Genomic DNA, 26226 nt, shown 5'->3' on the forward strand with positions numbered 1-26226 from the left:
TCTTACCGTTTTTTTTCTGCCTTAAGGCGGTGTTTGTACCCCATTAAGTAGCCTTAAAAACACCCATCAGTCCTGTATTTTTCTTATATTTATCATTGAACCCAATCTCTTACCAAGTGATGGAAAATGAGCAATACCTGAAACATAAAAACGAAGAAACCAGCCAATACATTGAAAAGATAAAAAGACTGCTTGATAGTAAGTTGTACGAAAACCTACGCCTTGCGCTGCAGCTCATCACTAGTGGTGGGGTACCTTCCGAATTGCTTACTTACTTGTATGTCATTAGTCTTTGTTGTGATGATTTGGACATTGCTAAACAGGCACATGAGTTATTTAGAGCCAATGCACCCCAGGTATTGCTTGATTATACCCAAAATTTGTGGGACTATGATGATCCACTGAGCCTCAGTGAACATGAAGTTTCGGAGTTTTTGGAGGAGACCAAAGAGATTGAAGACTTAGACACTGCGTTGTTGGCAAACCTAATGCTGAAATATGGTAACATAGGAGGAGCCTATTGTCTCAAAAATAACACTGCTTCACCTCAGCACATTTTACAAGAAGTTTACAACACCGAATGGCTTTCATTGTCTGCTTTTGAACTAGATAAATTGCCCCCCGAAGTGGGCTTATTTACTGAAACGAAACACTTGGTACTAAGTAACAATAATTTTACTGACATACCCGACGAGCTCCAAAAACTGGTAAATCTGGAAAGAGTTTATTTTAACGACACGCCTTTGAGTAATGAGGCAATACTGAAAATGGAGTGTTTTTTCCCAAAAGCTATGGCCTATCATTACTCGGTAATGGGACGTAGTGCTTTTCAGGAAGAAAACTACGATAGTGCGTCTCATTATATGAAAAAAGCGTTGGCACTGGATACCAGCAAACCCGATTATTGGAATGTGCAGGGGGTAACCCTGGGGCGACTCCAAAACCGTGAAGAGGCAATTCGTTGTTTTGATAAAGCCATTGCTTTGAACCCTCAGGATACTTTAGCTTTTTCGAACAAGGCACATGTTTTCCATTTGATGGGTAAAGAAACCGAATCGCTTGCTGCTGCCAATGCTGGATTGGTGATATATAAGCAAAACCCACAAGTAGCACGAAACTGGGAAGGTTCTCTGTACTTTCGCAAAGGGCAAGCTTTGTTTTACCTCAAACGGTATGAAGAGTCACACCAGGCATACGACCAAGCCTTAAGTATAGAGCCTTCGATGGGAGGTGCGTGGTTTAACAAGGCTTGTACCTATGCTCAACAGCAAAACAAAACTGAGATGCTCAAGCACTTAGGCCAAGCCATTCGTTGTGATACCAAATTTAAGTGGGATGCTCCCGAAGACACTGATTTTAAAGTGTATTGGCAAGATCCAGATTTCAGGGCGTTGGTAGGTCATAACTCAGAGAAGATATAATGGTAGAAGGTGGAGGATAATGATTTAGATAGGTAAGGAGGTGAACAAAATAAAATGATTGTTTTTATAATGAATTTACACAAAAATTAGACTTATCTTTAAAGCGTTAAAATAATATCTTTAAAAAACGAAAAATTAGACTCGATGGCGGATTTTCCTTGGCATCAAAAGTACCCAAAGGGTATTGTAACAGAAATAGACCCAGATAAATATAGTTCAGTAGTGGCAATCATTGAAGAGAGTTTTCAAAAGTTTGCCAACAAGCCAGCTTACTCCAATATGGGAGTAGACCTTTCTTATGCACAAATAGACCAAGCTTCTCGTAACTTTGCTGCTTACTTGCAAAGTCTGGGGCTAAAAAAAGGTGATAGAATAGGTTTACAAATGCCCAACTTGCTTCAGTATCCTGTGGCATTATTTGGAGCTTTGCGTGCGGGGCTGGTTGTTGTCAATGTAAACCCTTTGTATACTGTGCGCGAAATGGTGCACCAATACAATGATGCTGGAGTGGAAACGGTCGTTATTTTGGCAAACTTTGCCGATAAACTGCAAACAGCTTTATCCGAAACTAAAATCAAAAATGTGATTGTTACCGAGGTAGGCGACATGCTAGGCACTTTTAAAGGTTTGATTACTAACTTTGTAGTGAAACATTTCAAAAAAATGGTGCCTGCGTTTCGTATTCCTGGCATGATCCGCTTTAAAGATACTTTACGAAAGGGGCAGAGTATGAGTTTTGCTAAACCTGAACTGGTAAATACTGATACTGCTTTTTTACAATATACCGGAGGTACTACCGGAGTTTCTAAAGGAGCTACCCTTAGTCATCGAAACATAGTGGCAAATCTTACCCAAAACAAGGCTTGGTTTATAGGACTCGAAGAAGGCAAAGAAGTAATGATTACTGCCTTGCCTTTATACCACGTGTTTGCTTTGACAGTAAACTGTTTGCTGATGGCACACGTAGGCGCCAAAAGTGTGCTGATTACCAACCCCCGCGATATGCCTGGTTTTGTCAAAACCTTGATTCAAAACCCACCCACTTTATTTACCGGTTTAAATACCCTCTTCAATGGCTTATTAAATACTGATGGTTTTACCCAGGTAGACTGGTCTCATACCAAGTTTGTAGTAGCCGGTGGTATGGCAGTACAAAAACCTGTAGCTGAACGCTGGGAAAAAGCAACAGGTGTACAAGTAGCCGAGGGATATGGCTTAAGCGAAACCTCGCCAGTGCTGAGCTGTAATCCATTGGACGGCAACGCCCGCATTGGTTGCATAGGACTACCTTTGCCAAGCACTGAACTGAAGATTTTAGACGATGATGGTCACGAAGTAGCTCAAGGCGAACCAGGCGAAATATGTGCACGTGGTCCTCAGATAATGAGTGGATACCACGGTAGACCCGACGAGACCGCCAAAACTTTTTTTCCTGATAACTGGTTCCGTACTGGAGACATTGGTTTGATGGAACCTGATGGTTTTTTCAGAATTGTAGACCGTAAGAAAGATATGATTTTGGTGTCAGGGTTCAACGTGTATCCTAATGAGGTAGAAGATGTAGTGGCAGGGCACGATGGTGTGTTAGAGGTAGCTGCTATAGGCATACCCGATGCCAAGGCTACTGAACGGGTAAAGGTATATATAGTAAAAAAAGATGCTAACCTTACCCAAGCCGATGTGATAGGTTACTGTAAAAATAATCTGGCAGGGTATAAAGTGCCCAAAGAAGTAGAGTTTCGAGAGGATTTACCTAAGTCGAATGTGGGTAAAATTTTGCGTAAGAAACTCAAAGATGAGCTAAAACAGGTTTAGCTTTATAAAATAAAACCCCTCGTTGATAATGCCAATTTTATCAGTGAGGGGTTTTTATATCAATGCCTTTATTTCAATACTCCGCAGTGATTTTAGTCAAAGTTGTTTGCTGATTAACTTTGTTGAGCTCGCCAGAGGCTCGGTTATCAGTCATTGATGAATTTAAAAACTATTTAATTGGGTGTTTAGGCGTAAAACCGAAACACTTTTAAAAATAAAGTGAGTATACAATCTTAATATAAAATACTGGTTTACAGCATTTAACAAGGTGAACATTTACTCGAATCAGCTATGGACTATCGACTAAATACTATGGACTATTGTATTTTTTACCAGTATACTTCTCCAGTTCATCCACTCGCTTTTCTAGTTCGGCAATGCTCACATTCGTGTTTTTAAGCTCATGAATGTCAATAGCCATTCCACGCATAATGTCGGTTTGAGTGACTTGTACATCCACCAGTCTTTGTATTTGCGTGCTGTGTTTGTTAAGTATTGTGCTGTGTTTGTCAAGTGTTTTACCGTGTTTATCAAGTACTTCCGACTTTCCGCACGTATGTTCGGGAAAACAAATAATTGATGTAATCACTTGATTGCAAAAGCATTATTTTTTTATGTCGACCAAAAGTTTTACTTTTTGGTATGCAATCATTTCCCATAAGTAAAAACCTTGACCACTTAGGGTTGGTAAGTGGCATGTGTGATCGTTTAAACTTGAGCTCTAAAATAGATGAGCTTTTACCTAACACCAATGGGCTTCATCAAGTAAGCACAGGTACTTGCGTCAAAGCCTTGATTTTAAATGGTTTAGGTTTTGCCGAGCGTCGCTTATACCTGAGTCCTCATTTTTTTTCTGATAAGCCTGTTGCTCACTTATTAGGAGAAAATCTAAGCGCAGAAATGTTCAATGATGATCGTCTTGGTCGTTGCTTGGATGATTTGTATGCCTTTGGTGTAAGTGAGTTATTCAGCCATTTGGCTGCACAGAGTTATGAAATACTGGGTTTGTCAGAAGAAGTAGACTCAGAGTTTCGCCACTTGGATGCGACCAGTTTTGGGTTGGAAGGGCAATATAATAGTGAACTTAACGAAGCAGAGTTCTTGCCTTCACATCACCCAAGGTTACAGCCGGGATCACCGCCCTGACCTAAATCAGGTAATGCTTAACTTGGTAGTAGAAAACTCCTCAGGCATACCTTTGGTTATGGAAGGTTTGCATGGCAATACAAGTGACCAAACAAGCTTTGGTCAAACCATTGATGATTATGTAGAACGTTGGCAGAATAATGGTCAGCCTATATGTTGGGTGGCAGATAGTGCCTTATACACTGAGGAAACCATCGGTAAAATCTCAGGTCGGCATTATTGGATCACCCGTGTTCCTTCCAAGCTTACTGCTGTTCAAGAATTACTCCTACAGGTACAGCCAGAGCATATGCAATTCTTCACAGAAGAAAAATTGAAAAACTACCGCTACCAGAAAGTATGCAACAGCTATGGAGGTGTAAGACAAGAATGGATGGTTGTCTTTTCTGAGGCAGGTTATAAGCGGGATGTTCATAGTTTGAAAAAACGTTACCTAAAAAAAAGCAGTGAAGAGCACCAAGACTTTATCAAGCTTTGCAAAAAGGTTTTTAGCTGTAAACAGGATGCAGAAAAAGCCTGGGAACAATTTTCAAAAAAGTGCCAGTACTTGTCAATAGAAGACCTGAATTTTCAACAAGTCAAGGGGTTTAAAAAACCAGGTAAACCTCCCAAAGGAGCTCAAAAACAGACCATAGGGTATCGTATTACAGGGTGTCCACTAACCAAACTCACACACTATGAACAACTAAGACAAAAACAGGGCAAGTTTGTGATTGCTTCCAATGATACAGCACAAAGGTGGGGGAATGGACATAAACTACTGGCTTACAAAGGACAATCTAATGTCGAGAAAGGTTTTAGGTTTTTGAAAGATAAAGCTTTCCTTGCTGATAGCTTCTTTGTAAAAAAGCCAGAGAGACTTGAAGCTATACTCATGATTATGGCATTGTCGCTGATGGTGTATGCAGCTTTGGAGAGAGAATTAAGAAAAAACCTGCAGCAGGAAAAGGAGTTTGTCCTGGATCAAACTAAAAAAGAAACTCAAAAACCCACAATGAAATGGATTTTCGAGTTTTTTAGAGGCATTCACTGCTTGTGGGTTAATCAAGAACAACCTATGCTCATTCTTAATATGAATGAGATGCATACAAAGGTCATTAGGTTACTGGGGCAAGAAGTTAGGAAATACTATCTCCTTGAATAAACGCCTCATAAACAGTGGTTTAATAAATTACTCGGTTTTAGCTACACAGGTGCGGAAAGTCGGGTACTTTGCTGTTTTGATCAAGCTTCTTGAGGCTTTCAGCAAGCAGCTCCAGTATTTTTTCTTCGTTTTTCATAGTATGCAATTTAAACATTTTGTTTAAAATTAACTAAAAAAAGCATTTAAACAAAATGAATTGAGCATAATTTATTACAGAGCTAAACCCTTGTGGTGCTACTTGCTAAAGAAACGTTGTCCTGCCCACAAAAATATAAGAATACCGAAAAACGTGATGCCACACCATACAAAAAAACTCCCTTGGTAAAAAGCTTTGGCAGGTTGTAGTTGTAGGGGTTGCGGATTGCCAATAAGTACAAAACTACTCCAGTAAAAAGGATTGCTGGTGATATGGTCTGAGTCGGCAATATAAGTAAGCTTGGCACGTTGTAGTGCCACATCCTTAGGTACGCCATCTGCTAGGTGTTTGTAAAACTCAGTCATTATTTTAGCCGTACTTTGGTCTGGTACACTCCACAGGCTCATCAACACATTGGGGCTTCCAGCGTAAGCAAATGCCCTTCCCAGACTCATAACCCCTTCTCCCGTTTGTATTTTGCCAAAACCAGTATTGCAAGCACTCAAGGTTACCAGTTCAGTATTGAGTCGTAAATTGTGTAATTCATAAGCGTGTAAGTACCCATCGTTGACAGTATCGTGGGGCGATAAACTAAACAGCAATCGCGACAAAGCTGGGCGTTGGTCATTGATAACCGCGTGTGTGGCAAGGTGGAGCACCGAAGTGTTTTTGATATGTGCCCTAAATGCTTGTTCAGTAGCCCGCTGCCCGGTAAACAACTCTCCCTGATAAAGCGTATGTAGTACTTTTACCTCATTTTGGGCACCTGTAAGCGACGACAGTTTATTTCTGAGAGTATCATCACTAGAGCCAGTTTGGCTGTTAAACTCAGGAGCAAAAGCGAGTAATTGTGCCGTGCTAATTATTTTTTTTCGAATCATTTTGTTTAATACAAGAGTAGCCGAATAATCATAGCTAATCACGTAGTTTTTGAGCAAGTAATCCAACTGGCTATAGTTGGCCTGATTGCTTGTGGGGAGTTGGGTAATGAGTGCTTCCCAAGGCAAATGATAGAGCACACCACTAGGCACAATGTGTAGTTTGTTGACCTGCTTGGGCAAAGCAATAGGTTGTATCAGTTTTTGATAAAAAAAGTGGCTGTGTCTGATAAACTCCTGAAAGTTTTTGTGGGTAATACTTTTACGTAAATCCTTGATACGCTCTTTAATATTGGCAGAGAATTTTACCTTTTTCAGGGTGATGCTTTGTGGCGTAACAGTAAATATAAATACAGCATTGTCAGCCAGCATATATTCAATCAAAGCCTCTTGCTTGCCCAAAATTTTGTGTTGTATGCTTGGTACCGAGGCAATTTTAAATTGATACTTTGTTTGGTAGTATTCTGGCGAAAACTTTTGAAAAGACTGTCGTAAGCTATCCCGGCTGGCTTTAAGTTCAAATATTTGGTCTTTGTAATCCACCACTTTTCTGGTGTCAGGGTTAGGCTTATTCTCCTCTGCTATAAGGTGCTCTTTCAAATCTTTGAGGCGATTTGTAATCTTATTTTCAATCTGGTTGTTGGCACTCCCTGGCGACTTGCCAGACACATACAACGACCTGAGCAATACATAAGCTTTGGCTTGTTCGGTAATGTGGAAAGCTTCTCTGAGGTAACGTTGTTGTTTTGTGAATTTATAAAGTGTGTGCAACACCTCTATAGCGTTGGTGAAAATATAGTTAGACCGTTTGATTAACAGTAATAAGTTGTTTTCATCATTTAAGCTTGTTTTCCAATATTTTACCTCTTGAAGCAAAAAGTGATATACTTGATATGCTTTGTGCAAATAATCGATGTTTTGAGTTGTTTTGAACCACTCATACCAGATAGTGGCTTTGTCACTTAGCAAATGTATTTGTAGTTCATTATAAACCGCCCCCTTCAGGGTGGGGTGATCAGCAAAATCAGTAGAAGTAAATAAGGTGTTATTTAAGATCAAAGCCCTTTGAATACTTTGAAGTGCTAACTCAAACTGTTGACTTGCTTGGTAAGACTTGCTAAGGTGTTGGTAAATTTCGGTATTGTCAGCAGTATCATCTCCAAAAGTGCTGATTTGTACCTGTATAGCTTCCCGAAATGCTCCAATGGCTTTTTGGTAATGTTTTTCGCGATGGTGCACATTACCTAAAAGGGTCAAGTAGGCACCCCTGCCTTTGCGTACGTGAGGGTTATCAATGGCAAAAACTTTTTGTAAATACACCTTGGTTTGTTGAGTATTGCCCAGCGCAAAATAAATACGTGCAATCTGGTTATAAATAGACACTACTCGGAAGTGTTCCCCCCCATAAGCCGCCATCCAAAAAGGCAAGGCTTTTTGAGCATCAATCAAGGCACTTGTCTGATCATCAATGGTATATTTAAGTAGGCTAAGGTTAGAGTATAGTTGTCCTGCATATGCCTTGGGTGTGTCGGGGTGTTGTTGGAGCAACCGTTCTGCTTTTTCAAGATAACTTAAGCTCATATCGTATAATGACAACGTCATGTATACCCTTCCAATAACATTCATTGCTCTTATTTGCAACACATAGTCTTTTCGTTGCTGCGCCAATTCAATCGTTTCTTCCAGTAAAGGGGCGGCTTTTCTAAACTGTTGGTAATAGTAGTGAGCAATGGCTGTCTGGTATAAAATCTCTCCTTTGTATTGGGTATCATTGCTTTGTTGGATTGCCTCTTTAGCTTTCATCTGATACTCAAAAAATAATTGGAAATTTACTAATTTATCCGTGGAGTTCAGCATTGCAAGCTCATGGTATAAACGGGCCATAATTACCTGATAGTCAGGGTGAGTATTTTTAGTTTTAAATGCATCGATGGCTTGTTCATAAGCAGTAGCTGCCGCTGCCAGTGCCTTAGCCTTAGCTTGGGTCTGTGCTTTGTCCCAGAGTCTTTGTACGTTTTCTGGAATACGACTTTGCGCTTGTATAAATGTGGTGACAGTGATCGCTAACAACCAACTGTAAGCGCCTGTCCAAAATAGTTTCATAGAAATGGAGTAATTGGTACTTGCCAAAGTTTATCTAAAATTAGTGAAAAACAGTAAATTAAAAAAACACCTATTAATACATAAGATTTAAATGCATTGATTACATTTGTATATGATTCAATTTATGTTACAGTTCAGGGCTCGACAACTGTTTCGCTATATGCAAGAAATAGGGCTACTTAGGGTAATTGTATTGCTCATAGCCATCACGATTTTTTTGCCACGTTTGGCACTTGAATTATGGATGAAAAACCCTTATTATCTTGCTTGGTTTTGGGGCTTTATTTTGGCAAGCATCCACTTCAAACGACCCGATCATCACTTTCTTAAAAGGCTGGGAGTACGTTGGCAATGGTTGTTTTGTGTAGAGTACAGCATACTATCGCTTACTTTTATTATTATTTTTGCCTATAAACATTATTGGGTAGTTAGCCTAAGCTTATTGTTAGAAGGTTTAGTTTTACCATTCATTCCCCAACTTTCTGTGAGGCATCGGGTCTATAAAAAAATACATTGGTGGGACTCCAAAACATTTTGGTCGCCCCTTCATTTTGAATGGATCAGTGGAGTACGACAACGTTTCCCTTATTTAGCCACTTTGTGGTTATTGGGTGTGGTCTTTTGTGCTTTTGCTCCAGTAGCCCCCATTATCACATTTTTGCTTACCCTTGTAGCAGTGCAGTTTTACCTGTTATGTGAGCCCAAAGAAATGGTAGAAATATTTAAATGTTCTGCCCATCGGTTTGTACAGTGGAAAATAGCCCAGACTTTGCGTTTATTTGGACTATTGAACGCCCCATTTTGGATAGGGTTTCTTATTTTTAACCCAACCTATTGGTTCGTGTTACCAGCAGTGGGGTTTGTATCAACCTTATTACTCACCCTTGCCGTAGTGCTCAAGTATGCAAGTTATACCCCCAACGAAGACCTTTCACATAACAACACCTTGATGACAATGGCAATTATGTTTTGCTTTTTGCCTCCTTTTAGTTTTTTAGTCAACATATTTTGGGTCATTCGTTACTATAGACGGGCTATTAACAATATGCAAGATTATTTAAGTTGATTAATTTTTATCGCCATGTTAGAAGTCAAAGACTTGACCATAAGTTATCAGAAAGGTATTACTGTCATTGAAAACCTGCACTTGGTGTTAGAGCCAGGTAAAATTCATGGGATTGTGGGACTGAATGGTTCAGGCAAAACCAGTTTGTTAAATGCTATGTATGGGTTGGTACCCAAAAAAAGTGGTGTCATTTATTGGCAAAATAACATAGCAACTACCCAAAAGATGGCTTATCTTGAAACACATAATTTTTTTTATGCAAAGATGACCGGCTGGGAGTATTTAAGGTTATTTCAGTTAAAAAATCCGCAGTTTGATATACATCAATGGAATGCTTTGTTTGATTTGCCCCTTCAAAAATTGGTAGAAAACTATTCTACCGGAATGAAGAAGAAGTTAGCTTTTTTGGGTGTTTTGGCTCTAGATCGCCCCATGTTAATCTTAGATGAACCTTATAATGGAGTAGACTTAGAGAGCTATAGTAAGATACAAACCGTTTTACAGAAATTAGCCCAACAGGGGAGAACTATTTTAATTACTTCTCATATATTCGAATCACTCACCGTTATATGTGATCAAATCAGTTTTTTACAACATAAAAAAATAGAAAGAATGTTTGTAAAAGGAGAATTTGATCAGTTGGAACAAGAAGTGTTCTCTTTTCTAAATCAGCAGTCGTCCCGGTTAATTGATGATTTATTGAACGACAAGTCATAAGATTGGTCAGTGTGTTGAAAAGAAGTTGTCCAAAGTTTTTGGTTTTACTCAAAGCTCCGAACAACCCCTGTTCTATATTTAACACCTTTTAAAATTTTGAGCCAATCTGTTGGGTTTGATTAGTCAGGTTTTGCAGACAATGATCGTCGTTTAGGTTAGCAAAACCTGTTGTATTGTATTCAGTGTGATTACTTGCGTGATACCAACTCATCAGCTTTGGTAGGAACGTAGTGGTCAATGGTAGTTCCTAATGGGCGAGTTACCTTAGTGTATCTTTTGCTACCAGCCAACAAGCTTTTTACCGCTCTTTCAGTATACTTAGTATTATGGTACTTAGGCAATCTTGGCTTATTGTCAATAGCTCCGATGTACTTGATTTTAAGTCGCTTACCTTTCTTTTGTAATACATATACCTGAGGTGTTTTGATTGCACCAAAGCGTTGAGCAACTTCATAACCATTCACTAAATAAGGAAAGTTATATTGCTTGCGAGTAGCCATTTTGTTAGAGTTTTCAAAACCCTCTTGTGGGTGGTAAGTAGGGTTATAAGGGTTTACTGCAACTACCTGGTAACCTTTGTGAGCATATTTTTCCTGAAGTTTGATAATGCGCTCTTCATAAAGTTGAGTAGTAGGGCAGCTATTGCTGATAAACACCAAAATAAATCCCTTGGCATCTTGGTAGTCTGACAAAGACACCATGTTGCCATCAACGGCGTTCTTTAACTTGAAATCCTTCACTGAAGAATTCAATTTATAAGTTCTATGCTTTTTGGTTTTTTTGGCGGGTTTTTTTCCTTTAAAGGTATGGCTTGACAATGAAACTGAGAAAAAAAGACATACCAATACTAATACAGATGATGCTGTGAATTTCATAATTTTAATAGGCTTTGTGTTGTTAAATAAATTTAATTTAGTGCAGAGCTGAAAAAGAATATAAAAGATAGATATTTAATAATATAAGCTAATTTGTACTACAACTTTTCTCTGAGCAACTTCTCATTATGGTAATGTAATGTTTTATACAAAAACCTGAGTAAAAATGCTTGAAGTGTGATTGTTGTAGATGCTGTTGTGAATCATTAACACTATTTCAGATTTTGTTGTGATGTTGTGTTTTTGATTACGATACAAAGTAATGGAGTAATTTCTTAGGAGCCAAATCTGAGGCAATTGAGGAGGAATGTTAGCTTGAAATATTAGCTTAAAAAATAGGGTTTAAGTCAGATGTAGAGAGCTTTTGAGAGTGGGTATTACAAATGTAATAAAATACAAGTAATTTGACTTTTTTAAGGCTAAAACTTCTTAAAATCAAATCTTGAAATAGCAGTCCTCAAAGGTAATAGTTGTCAGATGTGCAAGCGTTTTTTAGTGAAAACTCAGGCAAAAACTCAGAAGGTTATGAGAAACTTGACCAGTTAGTAATAGGTAAAATACCTACAAACCCTTTGCTATTTCCTAACTGAATTCAAGATACGAAAAAACTCGAACATTTTTACAAAAGTTTTTTTACAAAATTATTTATAATAATGCTTCATAGAGTTTTTTTATTTGAAAAGTACAATTTAGCTCAGATGACTAATAGCATTTGAACTCTCCTCAATTCATTTCAAGCTACATTTTTTATGCGCTCAACAAAATCAGGTACCTCCAATGCTGCTTCCCTTTGCTTATTGAATAATGCATCGTATGTCGGGGTTCACCTTTGGTTCTATGACTTTTGATATAGTAACAATCGGTTATAGCTAATAAATGACTGGCAAATAGACCTACAAAGAAAACAGGTGCTTGCGTTAAATATTGTCTGGTAGTGCTGGTTTTGGATGGTATCAAGCACTAGGCCTGGCATATATCAACGTTTATGGCAATGGTATAGATAATAGTGAAAATATTTTACTCCCTTTTTATTGTACAATTTATAGATTTACGAAATATTGAAACTAAGGGCTAATAAAGCTTGAAAATAGGGTTTTTATTGCTAAATCAGTACTATCGGTATGATATTGGTAGACAAGCAAAATACCAATAATGCTTTCATCAAGCATTTTTTATTAAATATGATAGAGACAACCTTTCAGTTTAAAGCACATTTTCAAGAAGTATTTGAGAGGTTTAAAAATGGATTGTTAGGGGAGGGAGAGCAATAATGTAAAACGCTGCTCGTTATGTACTTTCTATAGCAAAAATAGTACCTAGTAATGATTACTTTATTTTTTCATTTATAATTTAATAATATTAGGGGTAAAAGTCGCGAACATACCTATCATTTATGTCGTTTTTTTTCTCTTTGCAACTTTTTTTACTCGCTTTTTTAAACTCAATACTTCAAAAAGAGTCTTTTTTTTCTTTTTTGAAGTATTAAAATACCTCTTCCCCATCAAAAGATTTAGAGTTTTTGATTGAGAGCTTGTTTGAGTTTGCGCGTTCAGCGTGATTTCCGATGAGCTTTGTGTTCCAATACATCAAACCGAGCTTCTAAATCTTCTGGGTAAAGTTCAGAAGTTCCCGTCTTTTCGATTAATTTTAAACAAGTTCCTAACTCATTTTACTGGCGATAAAAATATTTAGTAAGTATGACTCAAATTATTTTAGAACAACAAAACCTGGTCATTTCTTATGACAAGGTCAAAAACCTATTGATATGCCATTGGGTTGGTTACCAATCAGTGGAAGGCATTCAGCAAGGGTGCGAAGCAATATTGGCTCATGCAAAAACGCATGATCAAACCTATTTGCTAAATAACCTGGTAGAGTTGAAAGGAACTTTTACTGCTGTCAACGATTGGGTAAATAACGAATGGTTACCAAAAGCCATCAATGCAGGACTTGTTCGTACTGCTTATGTATACTCGCCAGATGTATTTGCTAAATTTGCCCTCAATAATTTGCTAAAACCTCGGCAAACCAGCGACAAATATACTTACAATGCTTTTGGTACTGTGGAGGATGCAATAGATTGGTTATTGACCGGAAGCGTGGAGCCGTTGTTATAGTATCTTTCAAGTTGTAGAATGCTTTTAGTGTATCGTGCTGTTTTCTATAAATAAAATCTTATTTTTAGAAATACACGTTTACTTTATATAAAGTAACGACATCGCACAAACACTAATCAAAATACCCAATGAAACGCACAATTATCAAAACATTGACCCTCCTGTCTTTTGTAAGCTTGATGGGGTCTTTCATAGCTTATCGAGCAGGTTGGTTTGGCAACTCAGCCTCTGCAATTCAACTGAGTCCCAATGGAAGCGCCCTCAAAACTAAAAAAGCAAAGGCTCAGAAAAAGTTGAAGGGGCAAAAAGGCGTTACCAAGATAGACACTCCTCGTAAAAAGAACTCCCCCCGAATTATCCCTAGCTCCAAGTCTGGCAAAATATTTAGACCTAAAAAGAACAAAAAGCGCCCTGTATTGCCCAGCTCCAAATCTGGAGTAGTGTTTAAACCCAAGAAAAAGAAAAAACTGCCTATCATGCCCAGCTCTAAATCTGGGGTGATTTTTACACCTAAAAAAGATACGAGCAAAAAGAAAAAAGCAACTCAAAAGAAAAAGTAATGGAATTTTGGAATTTACTGGAAGCCGCCGGGCTGAGTTTACTTTTTTTGATGGCAGTGTTTGTCCCAATGGAAAAGGCGTTTCCGGCAAAAGCCCAGCAAAAAATATTGCGCCCTCATTGGGTGCTCGATTTATGTTTTTTTCTGGGGCAATACCTGCTTTGGGGTGGGTTGGTACTGTGGGCATTGAGTTATTTTAGTGATTATCTCACTACTATCGTTCCTGCCGAGTTTCAACTCTTGCTACGCAATCAAGCTTGGTGGTTACAGGCAATAGAGGTCATTGTGTTGAGTGATTTACTCATCTATTGGGGGCATCGACTACAACATAAAGTAGGTTTTTTGTGGCGTTTTCATAAAGTGCACCACAGTGCCGAGCATTTAGACTGGCTGGCAGCTCATCGCGAACACCCCCTAGACTCTATATATACTATAGGGTTGATTAACTTACCCGCTTTTATCATAGGTTTTCCGCTAGAAACCTTGGCAGGAGTAGTGGCTTTTCGAGGGATATGGGCTATTTACATTCATTCAAATGTGCGTTTGCCCTTAGGTCCTTTACGTATGTTGATTGGTGCTCCTGAGTTACATCATTGGCACCACGATCTTGACCGGGATGCGGGTAACTATGCCAATATATCGCCTTTAATGGATGTTATTTTTGGTACTTATACTTGCCCAGACAAGGAGCCCGAAAAATTTGGTATTAAAGAAGAGTTTCCCAAAAGTTATGTAGGACAAATGCTTGCCCCTGTATTGCCAGATGGTACCTGGGACAAAATAGAGGAGAAAATGAAAAGTACTGGAGCAGGCTCTAAAACCAACCAAGGACAAAGTAAAGAGTAGATTCCACTCAATTACACTATATTATACTTGCCAACGCCTAAAGATCATCGATTTTTAGGCGTTGTTTATTTCGGGCTCCTACGGTTGTTATTTATTTCGCATGCTTTTGCTGGTTCTTGCAAAAGAACTAACTATATTGATGACATGATGAATTGTTCTTGCTTTAGCAAGAACACAGAAGGTATATGTCACACATAAAGTGAGTAATTAACAACACAGCACATGAAAGCATCAGAGTTATTTATTAAAGTACTTGAAAATGAAGGGGTTGAATATATTTTTGGAATCCCAGGAGAAGAAAACCTTGATTTTTTGAATTCGCTGAAAAACTCAAAAATAAAATTAATTCTTACCCGTCATGAGCAAGGCGCTGGGTTTATGGCAGCTACTTATGGCCGACTCACTGGCAAACCCGGAGTTTGTTTAGCTACCTTAGGTCCAGGCGCCACCAATTTTACTACGGCGGCTGCTTATGCCCAATTAGGTGCCATGCCTATGATGATGATTACTGGGCAAAAACCTATTAAAAAGTCCAAGCAAGGGCGTTTTCAGATCATAGATGTGGTAGATTTGTTTCGCCCCATCACCAAGTATACCAGGCAGATTGTCAATGGTAATAATATTCCTTCTATGGTACGCGAGGCTTTTCGCTTGGCAATGGAAGAACGCCCTGGCGCAGTTCATTTAGAATTGCCCGAAGACATTGCCGAAGAAGAGTGTCAAGAGCGGGTATTTACTGTAGTAGGACACCGCCGTCCAGATGCCGACAAAGAAACGATTGGTGAGGCGGCAAAGATGATAGAAAATGCCAAAATGCCCTTAGTGTTGATAGGAGCTGGAGCCAATCGCAAAAGAACCAGTAAGGCCTTGACTGAGTTTTTAGAAAAAACCAAAATCCCCTTCTTTAATACCCAAATGGGCAAAGGGGTGGTAGACGAGCGTCACCCTCGTTTTTTGGGCACAGCTGCTTTGTCTGACCATGACTTTGTACACGCGGCTATTGGCAAGGCTGACTTAATTATAAATGTAGGGCACGATGTGATAGAAAAACCACCGTTTTTTATGGAACAAGGTGGTACTAAGGTCATTCATTTAAACTTTTTTCCGGCTGAAGTAGACGAAGTATATTTTCCGCAACTGAATGTAGTGGGAGACATTGCTTCTAATATAGAAAAGCTTGCCGAACAGGTCAATGACCATAGTAATTGGGATTTTGCTGACTACGAAAAAATCAAAATCAAGGTAGGGGAACACTTAAGCAAGTATTTTGAAGATATTCGTTTCCCGATGTTGCCTCAACGTTTGGTAAACCTATTAAGGCAAACCCTTGCCGAAGAGGACATTATTACGCTAGATAATGGAGTATATAAACTATGGTTTGCCCGAAACTATCATTGTTACCAACCCAATACTTTGCTGTTAGACAATGCCCTTGCTTCTATGGGAGCAGGTTTGCCATCGGCCATGTGTGCCAAATTACTCAACCCTGAGAAACGTGTAGTATCGGTATGTGGAGACGGAGGTTTTATGATGAACTCACAAGAGCTTGAAACGGCAGTGCGTCTGGGGTTAAACCTTACAGTAATTATTCTGAATGACAATGCTTTTGGAATGATTAAATGGAAACAGGAAGACATGGGTTTTGATAATTTTGGGCTAGATTATAATAACCCTGATTTTGTGAAATATGCCGAAAGTTACGGTGCCATTGGTCATAGGCCTGCCAGTGATGATGAGTTCATTGAAATGCTCGACAAAGCCCTCAATACTGACGGGGTACACGTTATAGACCTGGCAGTTGACTACTCTCTCAATCATTCTATTTTAAATGTGTTGCTTAAACAACAAGCAGGGGTTAAGCAATAGTAAAGTATCACCTAAAAACTATCTATCAAGATGTTACAAGTAAAATCACCTTATGACTTAAGTCTTATTAAAGAGCTTCCTATAGTAGGGAAGGTAGAAATAGAAAAAGCACTTTCGATAGCCTATGGGTTATTTCTTGATCAATCGGAGTGGATTCCTGCCCACGAACGCATTGCCATTTTGGAACGGGCTGCTGCCATTATGGAGAAAAAATTTGATGAACTCGCAACAACTGCTGCTCAAGAGGGGGGCAAGCCCTTGGTAGACTCTAAAGTAGAAGTTTCGCGAGCTATTAATGGAGTAAAGCTTGCCAAAGAACATATTGGACAACTCAGGGGAGAACAAATGCCTATGGGGTTGACCAAAGCTTCAGAAAACCGTATTGCTTATACCACCCGTGAACCTATCGGGGTAGTGGCTTCGATAAGTGCATTTAACCATCCGCTCAACCTGATTGTACATCAAGTGGTTACTGCAGTGGCTGCCGGCTGCCCGGTGATTGTAAAGCCTGCCCGTACCACACCCTTGTCTTGCCTTGCATTGGTAGATATTTTGACAGAAGCCGGTTTGCCAAAAGGTTGGTGTCAGGCAGTGATTTGTGAAAACGAAGCCGCCGAATACTTAGTCACGGATAAAAGAGTAAACTATTTTTCTTTCATCGGTTCAGCGCGAGTGGGTTGGTACCTTAAGTCTAAACTTGCTCCGGGTACCCGTTGTGCGCTCGAACACGGAGGAGCTGCTCCAGTAATTGTAGAGCCTGACGCTAATTTTGATGAAATGCTACCTACACTTGCTAAAGGAGGGTTTTACCATGCTGGGCAAGTGTGTGTATCAGTACAAAGGGTTTTTGCCCATAAAAGTATTTGTAGCAAGCTGGCAAACAAGCTTGCCGATATTGCCGAAAAATTAACCGTAGGCGATCCTACACTAGAGACTACCGAGGTGGGGCCTTTGATAGCACCCAAAGAAGTAGACCGGGTAGAAGAGTGGGTAAATGAAGCAGTAAACAAGGGAGCTAAATTATTGTGTGGAGGCAAGCGTATCTCTGATACTTGTTATCAGCCCACCGTACTGTTAGACCCTCCCACAAGTGTAAAGGTGTCAACCGAAGAGGTGTTTGGGCCTGTGGTATGCATTTACTCTTACTCCGACCGAGACGAAGCCATTGACATAGCCAATAGTTTGGATGTGCATTTTCAAGCGGCCGTATTTACCAAAAATATAGACATTGCCTTGCATTGTGTCAAGCGATTGAATGCAACTGCCGTAATGGTAAATGATCATACTGCTTTCAGGGTTGATTGGATGCCTTTTGGAGGCAGAGATGCCTCAGGGATTGGTATGGGAGGTGTGCCATACAGCATGCACGAAATGACTCGCGAAAAACTGACCGTAATTAAGAGTAAATATGTTTAGTAACTTATTTTTTGTCCATTACTTAACAGGCTACCAACTGGTAAGAACAAATGGTAAGTAAAGTTAAAACCCTACTGAAAGTGATTGAACATTTTCAGTAGGGTTTATTTTTTTCTCACTCTCAACCCCTCCTTTAAACATACTTTTACAAATGTGTAGGCAAGATCAAAAAGGTAGGTGTGGTGTATATTAGATGGCTACAAAAACTAGTGCATTAGGGATTAAATAAATTGTTTATTAGTTCCCAGTGTACTAGAAGCTTGTTGCTCAAAGCTTGCACCTATTGAAAACTATAAGCTATTCTGTAATCTCAGGCAGGGTTGCTGCTGCATCATCTATTTTGCGGGCCTTGCCACCACTTGTTTGCTCCCAGTCATCCAATAACCTTTTGCAGGCTTCCTGGTTGACTTCTGCCGCATAACAAACCCGATTGTTTTTTTCGGCAAGTAATAATAGTGTGCCATCGCCTGCCTCAAGGTCTATGATAGGGTCGTGAGTAGTAGAAAAAGCTTCAATAAAATATTTGAGCAAATCTTTGGGTAAGTCGCCCGACATATTGGGTGCGTTGCGTATTTCTACTAAATCGGTTGCCTGACGAATGCTTTTGGCTGCTGAAAAAACCGCCGAATAAAGCCAACTATTCCAGTGCCCTTCGTTTTCACTGATTTTTGCCGACAATGACCATTTATAAGGCATTTGGGTGGCTCTTAAAAAACGGGCAATGGCCTCGGTAGGTACAATTGTCGTGACTACTTGGGCACGCTGTACCAGCCAGTCGTATTGTTGCCAGGCAAGGTGAGGGGTGGTGCTGTCATTGTCTTGGTGCTCAGGGTTGTTTTTAATAAAATTGGCATAAGCCCAAGCCGATTTTTCGGGCAACCTTTCTCTAAACACCAGGTCTTGCCCATTGCCACAGTAAAGCAAGTGCTCGCCCAGTTGCCACCATTCACCCGGCAACACCTGACGCATTTCTCGTTCTATGCGCTCTTGCTCTTCACGCTCTTTTTGGTTTTTTTTATCCCTAAAATAAGCCGCATCTCTTTCTGCTTCTTCTTTGCTACTGCTACGCTTGAGCTGTAAGGCATCTTTGTAAACCTCTAATATAGCCGATTTGATCAAGGGCGAAACCGACTTGAGGTTTTCTATAAACCACTCCCGCAAATTGACCGTTTCTTGTTCTATTTCGTCGTGCAGTACATTGTATTCATAACTTTCAATGCTTTCGTCGAGGTTTTCGTAACTGGTCTCAAATGTTTCGAGCAAATCGTTGTATACCCGATGCGCTGTTTTTTGCCCCTGAATGATTTCACGGGCTATTTTTTGGCGAATAGCTGTAAAATCAAAAAACTGATAAATGGCAGGGTTGTCGGTTTTGATGTCTCTGATTGCCTGCGAAATTTCTATGACCTGTGCCTTAGACAGTTCTTTTTCTGTAATAAGGTCATGCAGCCATATCCAGTCGGTTTGGGCGCAACGTTGAATCTCTTCGAGCTTGTATACCTCTTCGAGAATATAAGCCCCAGCGGGCAATTGTGATTGGATAAATTGAAATGCTTCACTGGCGTGCATATAACGCCTAATGGATGTTTCAGACATGCCCAGGCGTTGGGCGTAGTTTGTAACTGACAAACCCTGTTCATTCGCTGCTTGTATTACTTTTAGAGCGTTCAAACCTATTTCAAGAGGTTTATTATCACTCTGAATGTTTCCGGTAATCAACTGAATCAAGGCTTCGGTATTGTCCATGACCCTTATTACACAAGGGAGTTCCTCGTAACCCAACGCTTTGGCAGCCCTAAAGCGGTGCTCACCCTCTACCAACTGGTAACGTTCGTCTTGCAAACGCACTACCAAAGGATGCGAACTATCGAAACCATCGTGTTGAATCAATATCTGAAGTTGGGCAATTTTTTCTTCATTGATTCCCAACGGGCGATTGTCAGGGTGTACATCAATGCGCTCTACAGGTACCATTACTACCTGCGACTTTTTTATTTTAAGGTGTTTTTCGCTTTCAGGAGAAGTGTTTGGAGTTGATTCAGCCGTTTCCATATAGGGTAAGTTGTGAGTAAATTTAGGGTGAATACCATTGCAATGTTTGCATTTGTAGCAAAAATACGCAATGAATGCCATTTTGCTAATTCAAATTTAGCAAAAATACCTTAAAAATGAAAAGCTTTTGTTTGAGTGTATCAAGCCCATTTAGAAGTTTGTCTTAATGTTTGATGAGCAGAGAATTGGAAATAGGGTAGACCTGTGAAGCAATAAATTGAGGAAAAGTAATGTTGATGAAAATGCAGATAGGGTAGGGGCAAAAAAAAACTTGAGGGAAGGAACGAATTCCTAACCCCCAAGATCCTTCAACCAGCTATGCAATACAAAAGTAGGATTTTTTTTGAAACTTGCAAAACGTTTTAGATAAAACGTCAAAAATGCTCGATAAACGGTCAGTTTATTTAGACAAAAAATTAAATAAGGAACATTAAAAAAGCCCTGAAAAAGCACTCAGGGCATTGTTTTTAAAAAAAGAATAAAAAGAAAAATATTATTAATTAAAGCAGGGCTTCCTACGGTCGGTTCATCATTATTTATAATGCTGCACCAATCTCGGAAAAGCCTCACGGCTATCGATATAAGGTACTCCATTTTGGTGATTTTGGGTACTTACTTTGTACAATACCTGCCAGTGCTTAAGTAAGTCGCGGTAAGCAGCAAAAATATTCATGTCAGGGTCATAAATATGGGCGGGTTCAGAGTTGACCCCGTTGAGCTCCATCAAAATAATATTTTTGCCTGTATACAGGTCTTCCATTGTAGGTACTTTGATGTCATAACGACCAAAGTAAAAACCTTCAATACGTTTACTCATTTGGTCAAATACATCAATCAATTGATCATTAATCAAATAATTCGAGTTGCGAAAGATCGTCCCGCGTGAGTGGTTGCCAATGGGCTCTAGCAAGGTTTCCTCTCCCTTCACCGGAACCTTTTCTAGTATTTCAGGATAACTACCTTCCACATGAGATTCGTACAAAGCCACCCGTTTGCTTTGGCGCATGAGCTGTCGTACGGTTGACTTACCATCTCCGGTAACGGTCAAAAACTCTTTTTGAACTATAGAGGTAATGTTTCCTTTGGTTTCGTTGGGGAGGCGGTAATACATAATGCCAAACTCCAGAGGATATTCTACAAAATCCTGCAAAATAATATGATCAGTGGCCGCATCCAGATAAGTTTTTAGTTGAGCTGGATTTTTAATTTTTGCCACTCCTTTGCCCCGTTCACCGCGATTGGGTTTGGCGATCAGTGGAAACTGAATGCCTTTGGCAGTAGCCATTTGTTCGGCTTGTTGTTTTTCTTCTTTGTTGGTAATAAATACCATCTTGGGCAACAAATCGGGGGGAATAATTTTAAAAATTTCCATTTTGGGGTAATCAATAAAACCACCCATGTCCATTGAAGGGTTTGCTGCACTAAAAAAAAACATGGAGCGGGTACGTGCCCAACAATAAGCCCAATAGTAGTATACAGGGATGTAAAACACCCAAAATGTCCAAAACTCCCATTTATATATTTTAGTAAATATCTTTTTCCACTTCATTGTATTTGGTCTGAATGCGTGAGCAATTGAGCCACAAAAGTAACCATTAACTCCATTATGCCCCAACAATGATCAAAGCTTTTGTTGAATCCTGTTTTGGGGAGTCAAGCCCTAAATCAAAGTTGACATTAATCGGGCAATGTTCCAGGCATCATCTACCCCTCTATGGTGGGTACCTTCCAGTTCCCACTGCATCAACTCCATCGCACCATCCATGCCCAACTCACGCTCAAGGCAGTTTTTAATAGCAAATAAAGTTTTAACGTTGAGATGGTTAGTGCCAAAAGGGTAGCCAATGCCCCGGTTTTTACAGTTGCGTTCAAACTGCCGTCGGTCATAGTCGCCCCAGCTGCCCCATACTCTTTGTTGGCTTTCGTACTTTTTGCGCAAAATGCGGCAAGCTTCTTTCAAGTCTACCCCCTCAGCATCTATCAACTCTGGGGTAATGGTGGTCAATTCGGTACAAAACGGGCTCACCTCAGATTGGGTAGGTTTTACCAAGATACCCTCGCGCGATTCACGTTGGCGTTCTTTGAGATCAAATACACAAATGCCTATTTCTATAATTTCGCTTACTTGCCCTTCGGGTGGTGGTCCTTGCCAACAAGTAGATTCTACATCTATTACTAAAATTTTATCAAGTTTTTTTGCCATAATTTTAAAGAAAGTGAGCGTATGTATAAAGTTGCTGTTGCGAGTGGAGGCCGAGAGGTTGAAAAGGTGAATCAGGTTCAAAATCAGGTGTTCTAAACCGTAGAACAAAGTGCAAAATCTGTGAAACCCAGCCCTGTGCGATGTTAGCCAAGAGTCTCGTACTTGACTTGGTACCTGGCAACCGAACCTACGGCTTCAGCGTTCGGCGCCCAGTTTTACACCTATCCTTATGTAAGATTTCAACGGTTTCGATCAATAAACAAATGCCTTGGCAGTTGTATTTGAACGCTTATACGCTGGGTTTGGATAAAAATAAAGTGGGTTTAACTTTAATTTTATGCGAATATTTTCAATATTATTTGCTCATAATAAGCATTACTTTTTGGTTATATGCAATTTATTTTAAAGTTAAGTCTTTACAACCCTTTTACAATGCTTGTATGATTTCTCAATATCAGTTTTAATTTTTAAATTTGCTTGGTACACAAGCAACAATGAGCGTTGTTTGTTGTAATTTTTCTTAAGCATTTCAAATGTTTTTTATGCACTCAGGCATACAATAAAGGTGAATAGTTGCTTGGGCTGTTAAATTAATAATAGCAGCAAGTCAGGCATGCTTCTTACACAGTAAACAATAACTCGACTAACGAAACATCTGGCTGACGACTAGAGTCAACCAAATGTTTGTTTTAAATAAAAAATATGCTCTCGTTAAGAAATGTCATAGGAATATTTATATATGTAAATATTGTCAGTTGGTTGTTATTGCTGGTAATATACTTACTATCATCTTTTGGGCTTACTCCAGTGCCTTTTTTTGGGGTAGGGTCAGACTTTTACCTCAAAGGTCTTCTCCTAAACTTATTTATTCTTAGTGTATTTTTTTACTACAACTCCAGGCTCGAAAAGCTCAAAGAAATAGATTTTATCGAGTTGCTCACCAGTTTGTTTATTACTGGCTTGGTTACCAACACTATAGCTTTGATAGTATACGCGGCAATGGAGCTGAGCAGCAACTACCTGGAAGCCCACCACCAAGAGCGCTGGCTCAATTTGCTGTACCATATCAATATAGGCTTACTGGTGATTTTTCTGAGCAAGGCTTTTTTTTACTGGAAAAAGCTCATTATGCACCAAAAAACCCAGCGTTTGCAACGCCTTTGGACTGTGTATGAGTATTTGTTGCTGATTAGTCTGTTGTTTAACTTTTTTGAGCTTGACTTCAATCAACCCTTGTTTTTACTGGTGTTGGGTGGTTTAATCTTACTTGCGCTCAACCTATCATTTAACTTTAAATGGGTGGTATACCTCAATGCCAAAGAGAAATGGCAGAGTATACTACTGCTGTCTTTCATTACCTTATTTGCTATTTTCTTTTTCCAAACGGTGATCAGGCACTCCAATCATCCTTACCTTACTACCAACCTGAACCATAGTGTATACATCATTGCCATTTTTGCCTTTGTTATTTTTTACACTATTTTTTCTATGTTAGTAATGGTCTTTAACCTGCCCACTACTTCGGTATTTGAAAAAAAACTGGAAGAAATTATCAGTTTTCAGAAACTGTCACAGTCACTACAGGCAGGTGAACAAGAAGCGCAGGTATACGAGATTTTGCTGGATAGTGCGGTCAATACTGCTTCAGCAGATGCTGCCTGGTTAGAAATTACCAATGAAAACAACGAACAGGTGGCTTTTTTGCACAAAGGAGTAGACAAAGAAGAGATAAGCAAGCTCAAGCGGATCATCAAACGCCATAACACCCGTCGAATAATTGATGCCACCTTTGCCCGCAATCAAGAGCATGATCCTTTGATGGAAGACCTCAACGAGCATGGTTTTAAATCGATGCTTACGCAAAAATTGGTGGCGCACGATCACCAATTGGGAAACCTGACCTTGCTGAAAAATGTGAAAGATGGCTTTGACGATGACAAAAAAGTGTTGATTAAGACTTTTGTGCGTCAGGCAAGCATTTCTATTGAAAACTTCCGGCTACTTGCCAAAACCATTGAAGCAGAACGGTACAAAGAAGAAATAAAAATTGCGCGCACGGTGCAAAAAAGCCTTTTGCCGCTACCCGAAGAGTTAACGGTGAGCAAAAAAATGGAAATTGCGGCATTTTCGGACTCAGCACAAGATGTTGGTGGCGATTATTATGACATTTACCCCATTGACAACAACCGGGTAATGGTGATTGTGGGCGATGTGTCGGGCAAGGGCACCAACGCGGCATTTAATATGGCGCAAATGAAAGGAGTGTTTCATAGCCTGGCTCAGTTTGGTTTACGCACCGAGCGTTTTTTGTACTACGCCAACAATGCTTTGACTAATTGTTTAGACCGGGCTTCTTTTATTACAGTAACCATTTTGTTGATAGATGACAGTGCCCAAAAAATAGAGTTTGCCCGTGCCGGACACTGCCCTACGTTGTATTATCATCACCAAACCAAAGAGGTAAAGTACTATCAGGGCAAAGGAATGGGGTTGGGTATTTTGCGTAATAAGTTGTTTTCTGACCACATCGAGATGCAAACCCTTAACTATGAAGAGGGCGATATGTTGTTGTTATATACCGATGGAATAATAGAGGCAATGAACAAAGAAAAAGAAGAGTATGGTTATGAACGGCTACAAGACTTAGTGCTTGCCAATGCCCATTTGTCACCTGATGAGATCAACGATAAAATTATTACTGACCTGAATCACTTTAGCCGTGGCATGCCTGTACATGATGATCATACAGCTTTATTGATCAAGTTTAATGAAGGTCAGGCAGATGCCCAAACAGATAACAGTGACCCTACACAAGGTTAACCAAATGAATAGAGCAAAAAGACTGGGTGTGCAGCACGCAAAAAGCAGGTGAAACAATCAAAGTATCACCTGCTTTTTCTTTTATCAAAGGTTTGTTTAAACCAATACCCCACCGGAGTTTTATATAAAACTAACCATTGATAATCAGTAATTTAAATAGCTAACATCCAAACTTGTGAGTTGCTGGTAGAGTGTACCTGGCTTCAAGTCCCCGGAACTCTGCCATTATATCAAAATCTCTTGATTTTCGAGGGTTTCGGTGACCGTAGTGACTTTGTGGGCAGCTTCTTTTGACACATTTTGTGAGTAAGCCAGTATCTCGTGGCTAGAGCCTCGCCAAAATTCTACACTTATTTTTGCATTGGGCTGAACCTCCACTATATTTTCTGACAAACTTTTCGTGTCTTTACAAATCACATAAGTAGTTTGTGAGGAATGGTTACTTTTAAAAAATACCTCAAAGTGATTGGCATTGTGTCGTGCTTGAGCTTCTTCTGCTCTTTTTTCGGCGTAAGCCTCAGTAGTTTCTTTGTTGGCTTGGCTACGGCTGGCGTCTACATCGTCGTAAAAAGTAAGCAGTTGCTGATACTTTTCATTTCCTGCGGTACCGTCAAACACCAGGTTTCCTTCATTTATCCAGGTAGTTTCTTCGTTGGTGGTTGCTCCTATTTTAATAGTGAGTGGAGTTTGGGCGGGTGCTAAGTCGCACAATGCCTGAAGAAACTTACCCGTAAAACTTCCATTGGGGTCAGTTTCTTTAGGGTTTGCCAATAACCATAGATTAACCGAACCTCCCAGTTTCTCCATCTGGAAAGTATGAGAAGCCAGTTCTTTTTCGTCTGAGTTTAAGGTAATGATAAAAGAGGTTTGAGTAAGTTCGAGGCTGTTCTCTTGTACATAAGTAGCCGCTGCACTTGCCAGCTCTATAGTGGTACCATCGGTAAAGGTGGCGCCTCCCGGCGAAAATTCAGGAGCACCCTCAGGTTTCCATAAAATAAAATTGAGTGGTTTCATAATTAATTGAGAAGGTTTAAATAAACTTTGCT

18 protein-coding genes and 1 pseudogene are annotated in these 26226 nt (G+C 39.7%); 12 read left to right on the top strand and 7 right to left on the bottom strand.

Annotated elements, in window-relative coordinates:
- Positions 1-95 precede the first annotated feature (95 nt).
- Complete coding sequence (locus M23134_RS38155; RefSeq protein ID WP_157558490.1) at positions 96-1421, top strand: tetratricopeptide repeat protein; 1326 nt, start codon at positions 96-98, stop codon at positions 1419-1421.
- A 144-nt stretch (positions 1422-1565) separates the two neighbouring features.
- Positions 1566-3236, top strand: a complete 1671-nt coding sequence (locus M23134_RS14690) for an AMP-binding protein (RefSeq protein ID WP_002697434.1) — start codon at positions 1566-1568, stop codon at positions 3234-3236.
- A gap of 310 nt (positions 3237-3546) precedes the next feature.
- Here the strand turns inward: M23134_RS14690 and M23134_RS14695 are convergent, their stop codons facing one another.
- Complete coding sequence (locus M23134_RS14695; protein WP_045113622.1) at positions 3547-3825, bottom strand: hypothetical protein; 279 nt, start codon at positions 3823-3825, stop codon at positions 3547-3549.
- Positions 3826-3878: 53 nt separating this feature from the next.
- On the opposite strand from M23134_RS14695, the pseudogene M23134_RS42080 reads away from it, so the two are divergent.
- Both M23134_RS42080 and M23134_RS14700 read left to right on the top strand, forming a co-directional pair.
- Positions 3879-4390, top strand: a pseudogene (locus M23134_RS42080) (IS1634 family transposase); the annotation flags it as partial.
- 5 nt (positions 4391-4395) lie between these two features.
- Positions 4396-5526, top strand: a complete 1131-nt coding sequence (locus M23134_RS14700; protein WP_002697440.1) for an IS1634 family transposase — start codon at positions 4396-4398, stop codon at positions 5524-5526.
- Between the two features lie 234 nt (positions 5527-5760).
- Here the strand turns inward: M23134_RS14700 and M23134_RS14705 are convergent, their stop codons facing one another.
- Positions 5761-8643, bottom strand: coding sequence for a CHAT domain-containing protein (locus M23134_RS14705; RefSeq protein ID WP_045113623.1), 2883 nt, complete (start codon positions 8641-8643; stop codon positions 5761-5763).
- 112 nt (positions 8644-8755) lie between these two features.
- On the opposite strand from M23134_RS14705, the gene M23134_RS14710 reads away from it, so the two are divergent.
- Together M23134_RS14710 and M23134_RS14715 are read left to right on the top strand one after the other, a co-directional pair.
- The gene (locus tag M23134_RS14710) at positions 8756-9709 is read left to right on the top strand and encodes a hypothetical protein (RefSeq protein ID WP_045113624.1); all 954 of its coding nucleotides are present in this window, start codon (positions 8756-8758) and stop codon (positions 9707-9709) included.
- Positions 9710-9724: 15 nt separating this feature from the next.
- Positions 9725-10426, top strand: a complete 702-nt coding sequence (locus M23134_RS14715) for an ATP-binding cassette domain-containing protein (RefSeq protein WP_002697444.1) — start codon at positions 9725-9727, stop codon at positions 10424-10426.
- 188 nt (positions 10427-10614) lie between these two features.
- Here the strand turns inward: M23134_RS14715 and M23134_RS14720 are convergent, their stop codons facing one another.
- Complete coding sequence (locus tag M23134_RS14720; protein ID WP_045113625.1) at positions 10615-11301, bottom strand: redoxin domain-containing protein; 687 nt, start codon at positions 11299-11301, stop codon at positions 10615-10617.
- Positions 11302-12998: 1697 nt separating this feature from the next.
- Here M23134_RS14720 and M23134_RS38165 point away from each other — a divergent pair.
- The 5 genes from M23134_RS38165 to M23134_RS14745 all read left to right on the top strand — a co-directional run bounded on the left by M23134_RS38165 (position 12999) and on the right by M23134_RS14745 (position 18105).
- Positions 12999-13418 carry a hypothetical protein gene (locus M23134_RS38165; RefSeq protein ID WP_002697449.1) on the top strand — a complete coding sequence of 140 codons (420 nt, stop codon included), beginning with the start codon at positions 12999-13001 and terminating at the stop codon, positions 13416-13418.
- 128 nt (positions 13419-13546) lie between these two features.
- Positions 13547-13978, top strand: coding sequence for a hypothetical protein (locus M23134_RS14730; protein WP_002697450.1), 432 nt, complete (start codon positions 13547-13549; stop codon positions 13976-13978).
- A complete protein-coding gene (locus tag M23134_RS14735; protein WP_002697451.1) occupies positions 13978-14823 on the top strand; it encodes a sterol desaturase family protein in 846 nt (281 codons plus the stop codon). Before M23134_RS14730 ends, M23134_RS14735 begins: the two co-directional genes overlap by 1 nt.
- A gap of 222 nt (positions 14824-15045) precedes the next feature.
- Entirely contained in the window at positions 15046-16689 is a 1644-nt protein-coding gene (locus M23134_RS14740; protein WP_002697452.1) for an acetolactate synthase large subunit, read from the top strand.
- Positions 16690-16719: 30 nt separating this feature from the next.
- Positions 16720-18105, top strand: coding sequence for an aldehyde dehydrogenase family protein (locus M23134_RS14745; protein ID WP_002697453.1), 1386 nt, complete (start codon positions 16720-16722; stop codon positions 18103-18105).
- Positions 18106-18402: 297 nt separating this feature from the next.
- On the opposite strand, the gene M23134_RS14750 is transcribed toward M23134_RS14745, so the two are convergent.
- The 3 genes from M23134_RS14750 to M23134_RS14760 form a co-directional block, all read right to left on the bottom strand.
- Positions 18403-20157: a ParB/RepB/Spo0J family partition protein gene (locus M23134_RS14750; protein ID WP_002697454.1), complete on the bottom strand. Its 1755-nt coding sequence runs from the start codon at positions 20155-20157 to the stop codon at positions 18403-18405.
- A gap of 532 nt (positions 20158-20689) precedes the next feature.
- Positions 20690-21706 (bottom strand): ATP-grasp domain-containing protein, encoded by a 1017-nt coding sequence (locus tag M23134_RS14755; RefSeq protein WP_002697455.1) that lies wholly within the window; start codon positions 21704-21706, stop codon positions 20690-20692.
- Positions 21707-21817: 111 nt separating this feature from the next.
- A complete protein-coding gene (locus M23134_RS14760) occupies positions 21818-22360 on the bottom strand; it encodes a 3'-5' exonuclease (RefSeq protein ID WP_002697456.1) in 543 nt (180 codons plus the stop codon).
- A 702-nt stretch (positions 22361-23062) separates the two neighbouring features.
- Here M23134_RS14760 and M23134_RS14770 point away from each other — a divergent pair.
- A complete protein-coding gene (locus tag M23134_RS14770; RefSeq protein ID WP_002697458.1) occupies positions 23063-25180 on the top strand; it encodes a GAF domain-containing SpoIIE family protein phosphatase in 2118 nt (705 codons plus the stop codon).
- A gap of 225 nt (positions 25181-25405) precedes the next feature.
- On the opposite strand, the gene M23134_RS14775 is transcribed toward M23134_RS14770, so the two are convergent.
- A complete protein-coding gene (locus M23134_RS14775) occupies positions 25406-26194 on the bottom strand; it encodes a hypothetical protein (RefSeq protein WP_002697459.1) in 789 nt (262 codons plus the stop codon).
- Between the last annotated feature and the right edge of the window lie 32 nt (positions 26195-26226).

It is taken from the genome of Microscilla marina ATCC 23134 (assembly GCF_000169175.1).
In the GTDB taxonomy this organism is placed as follows: domain Bacteria; phylum Bacteroidota; class Bacteroidia; order Cytophagales; family Microscillaceae; genus Microscilla; species Microscilla marina.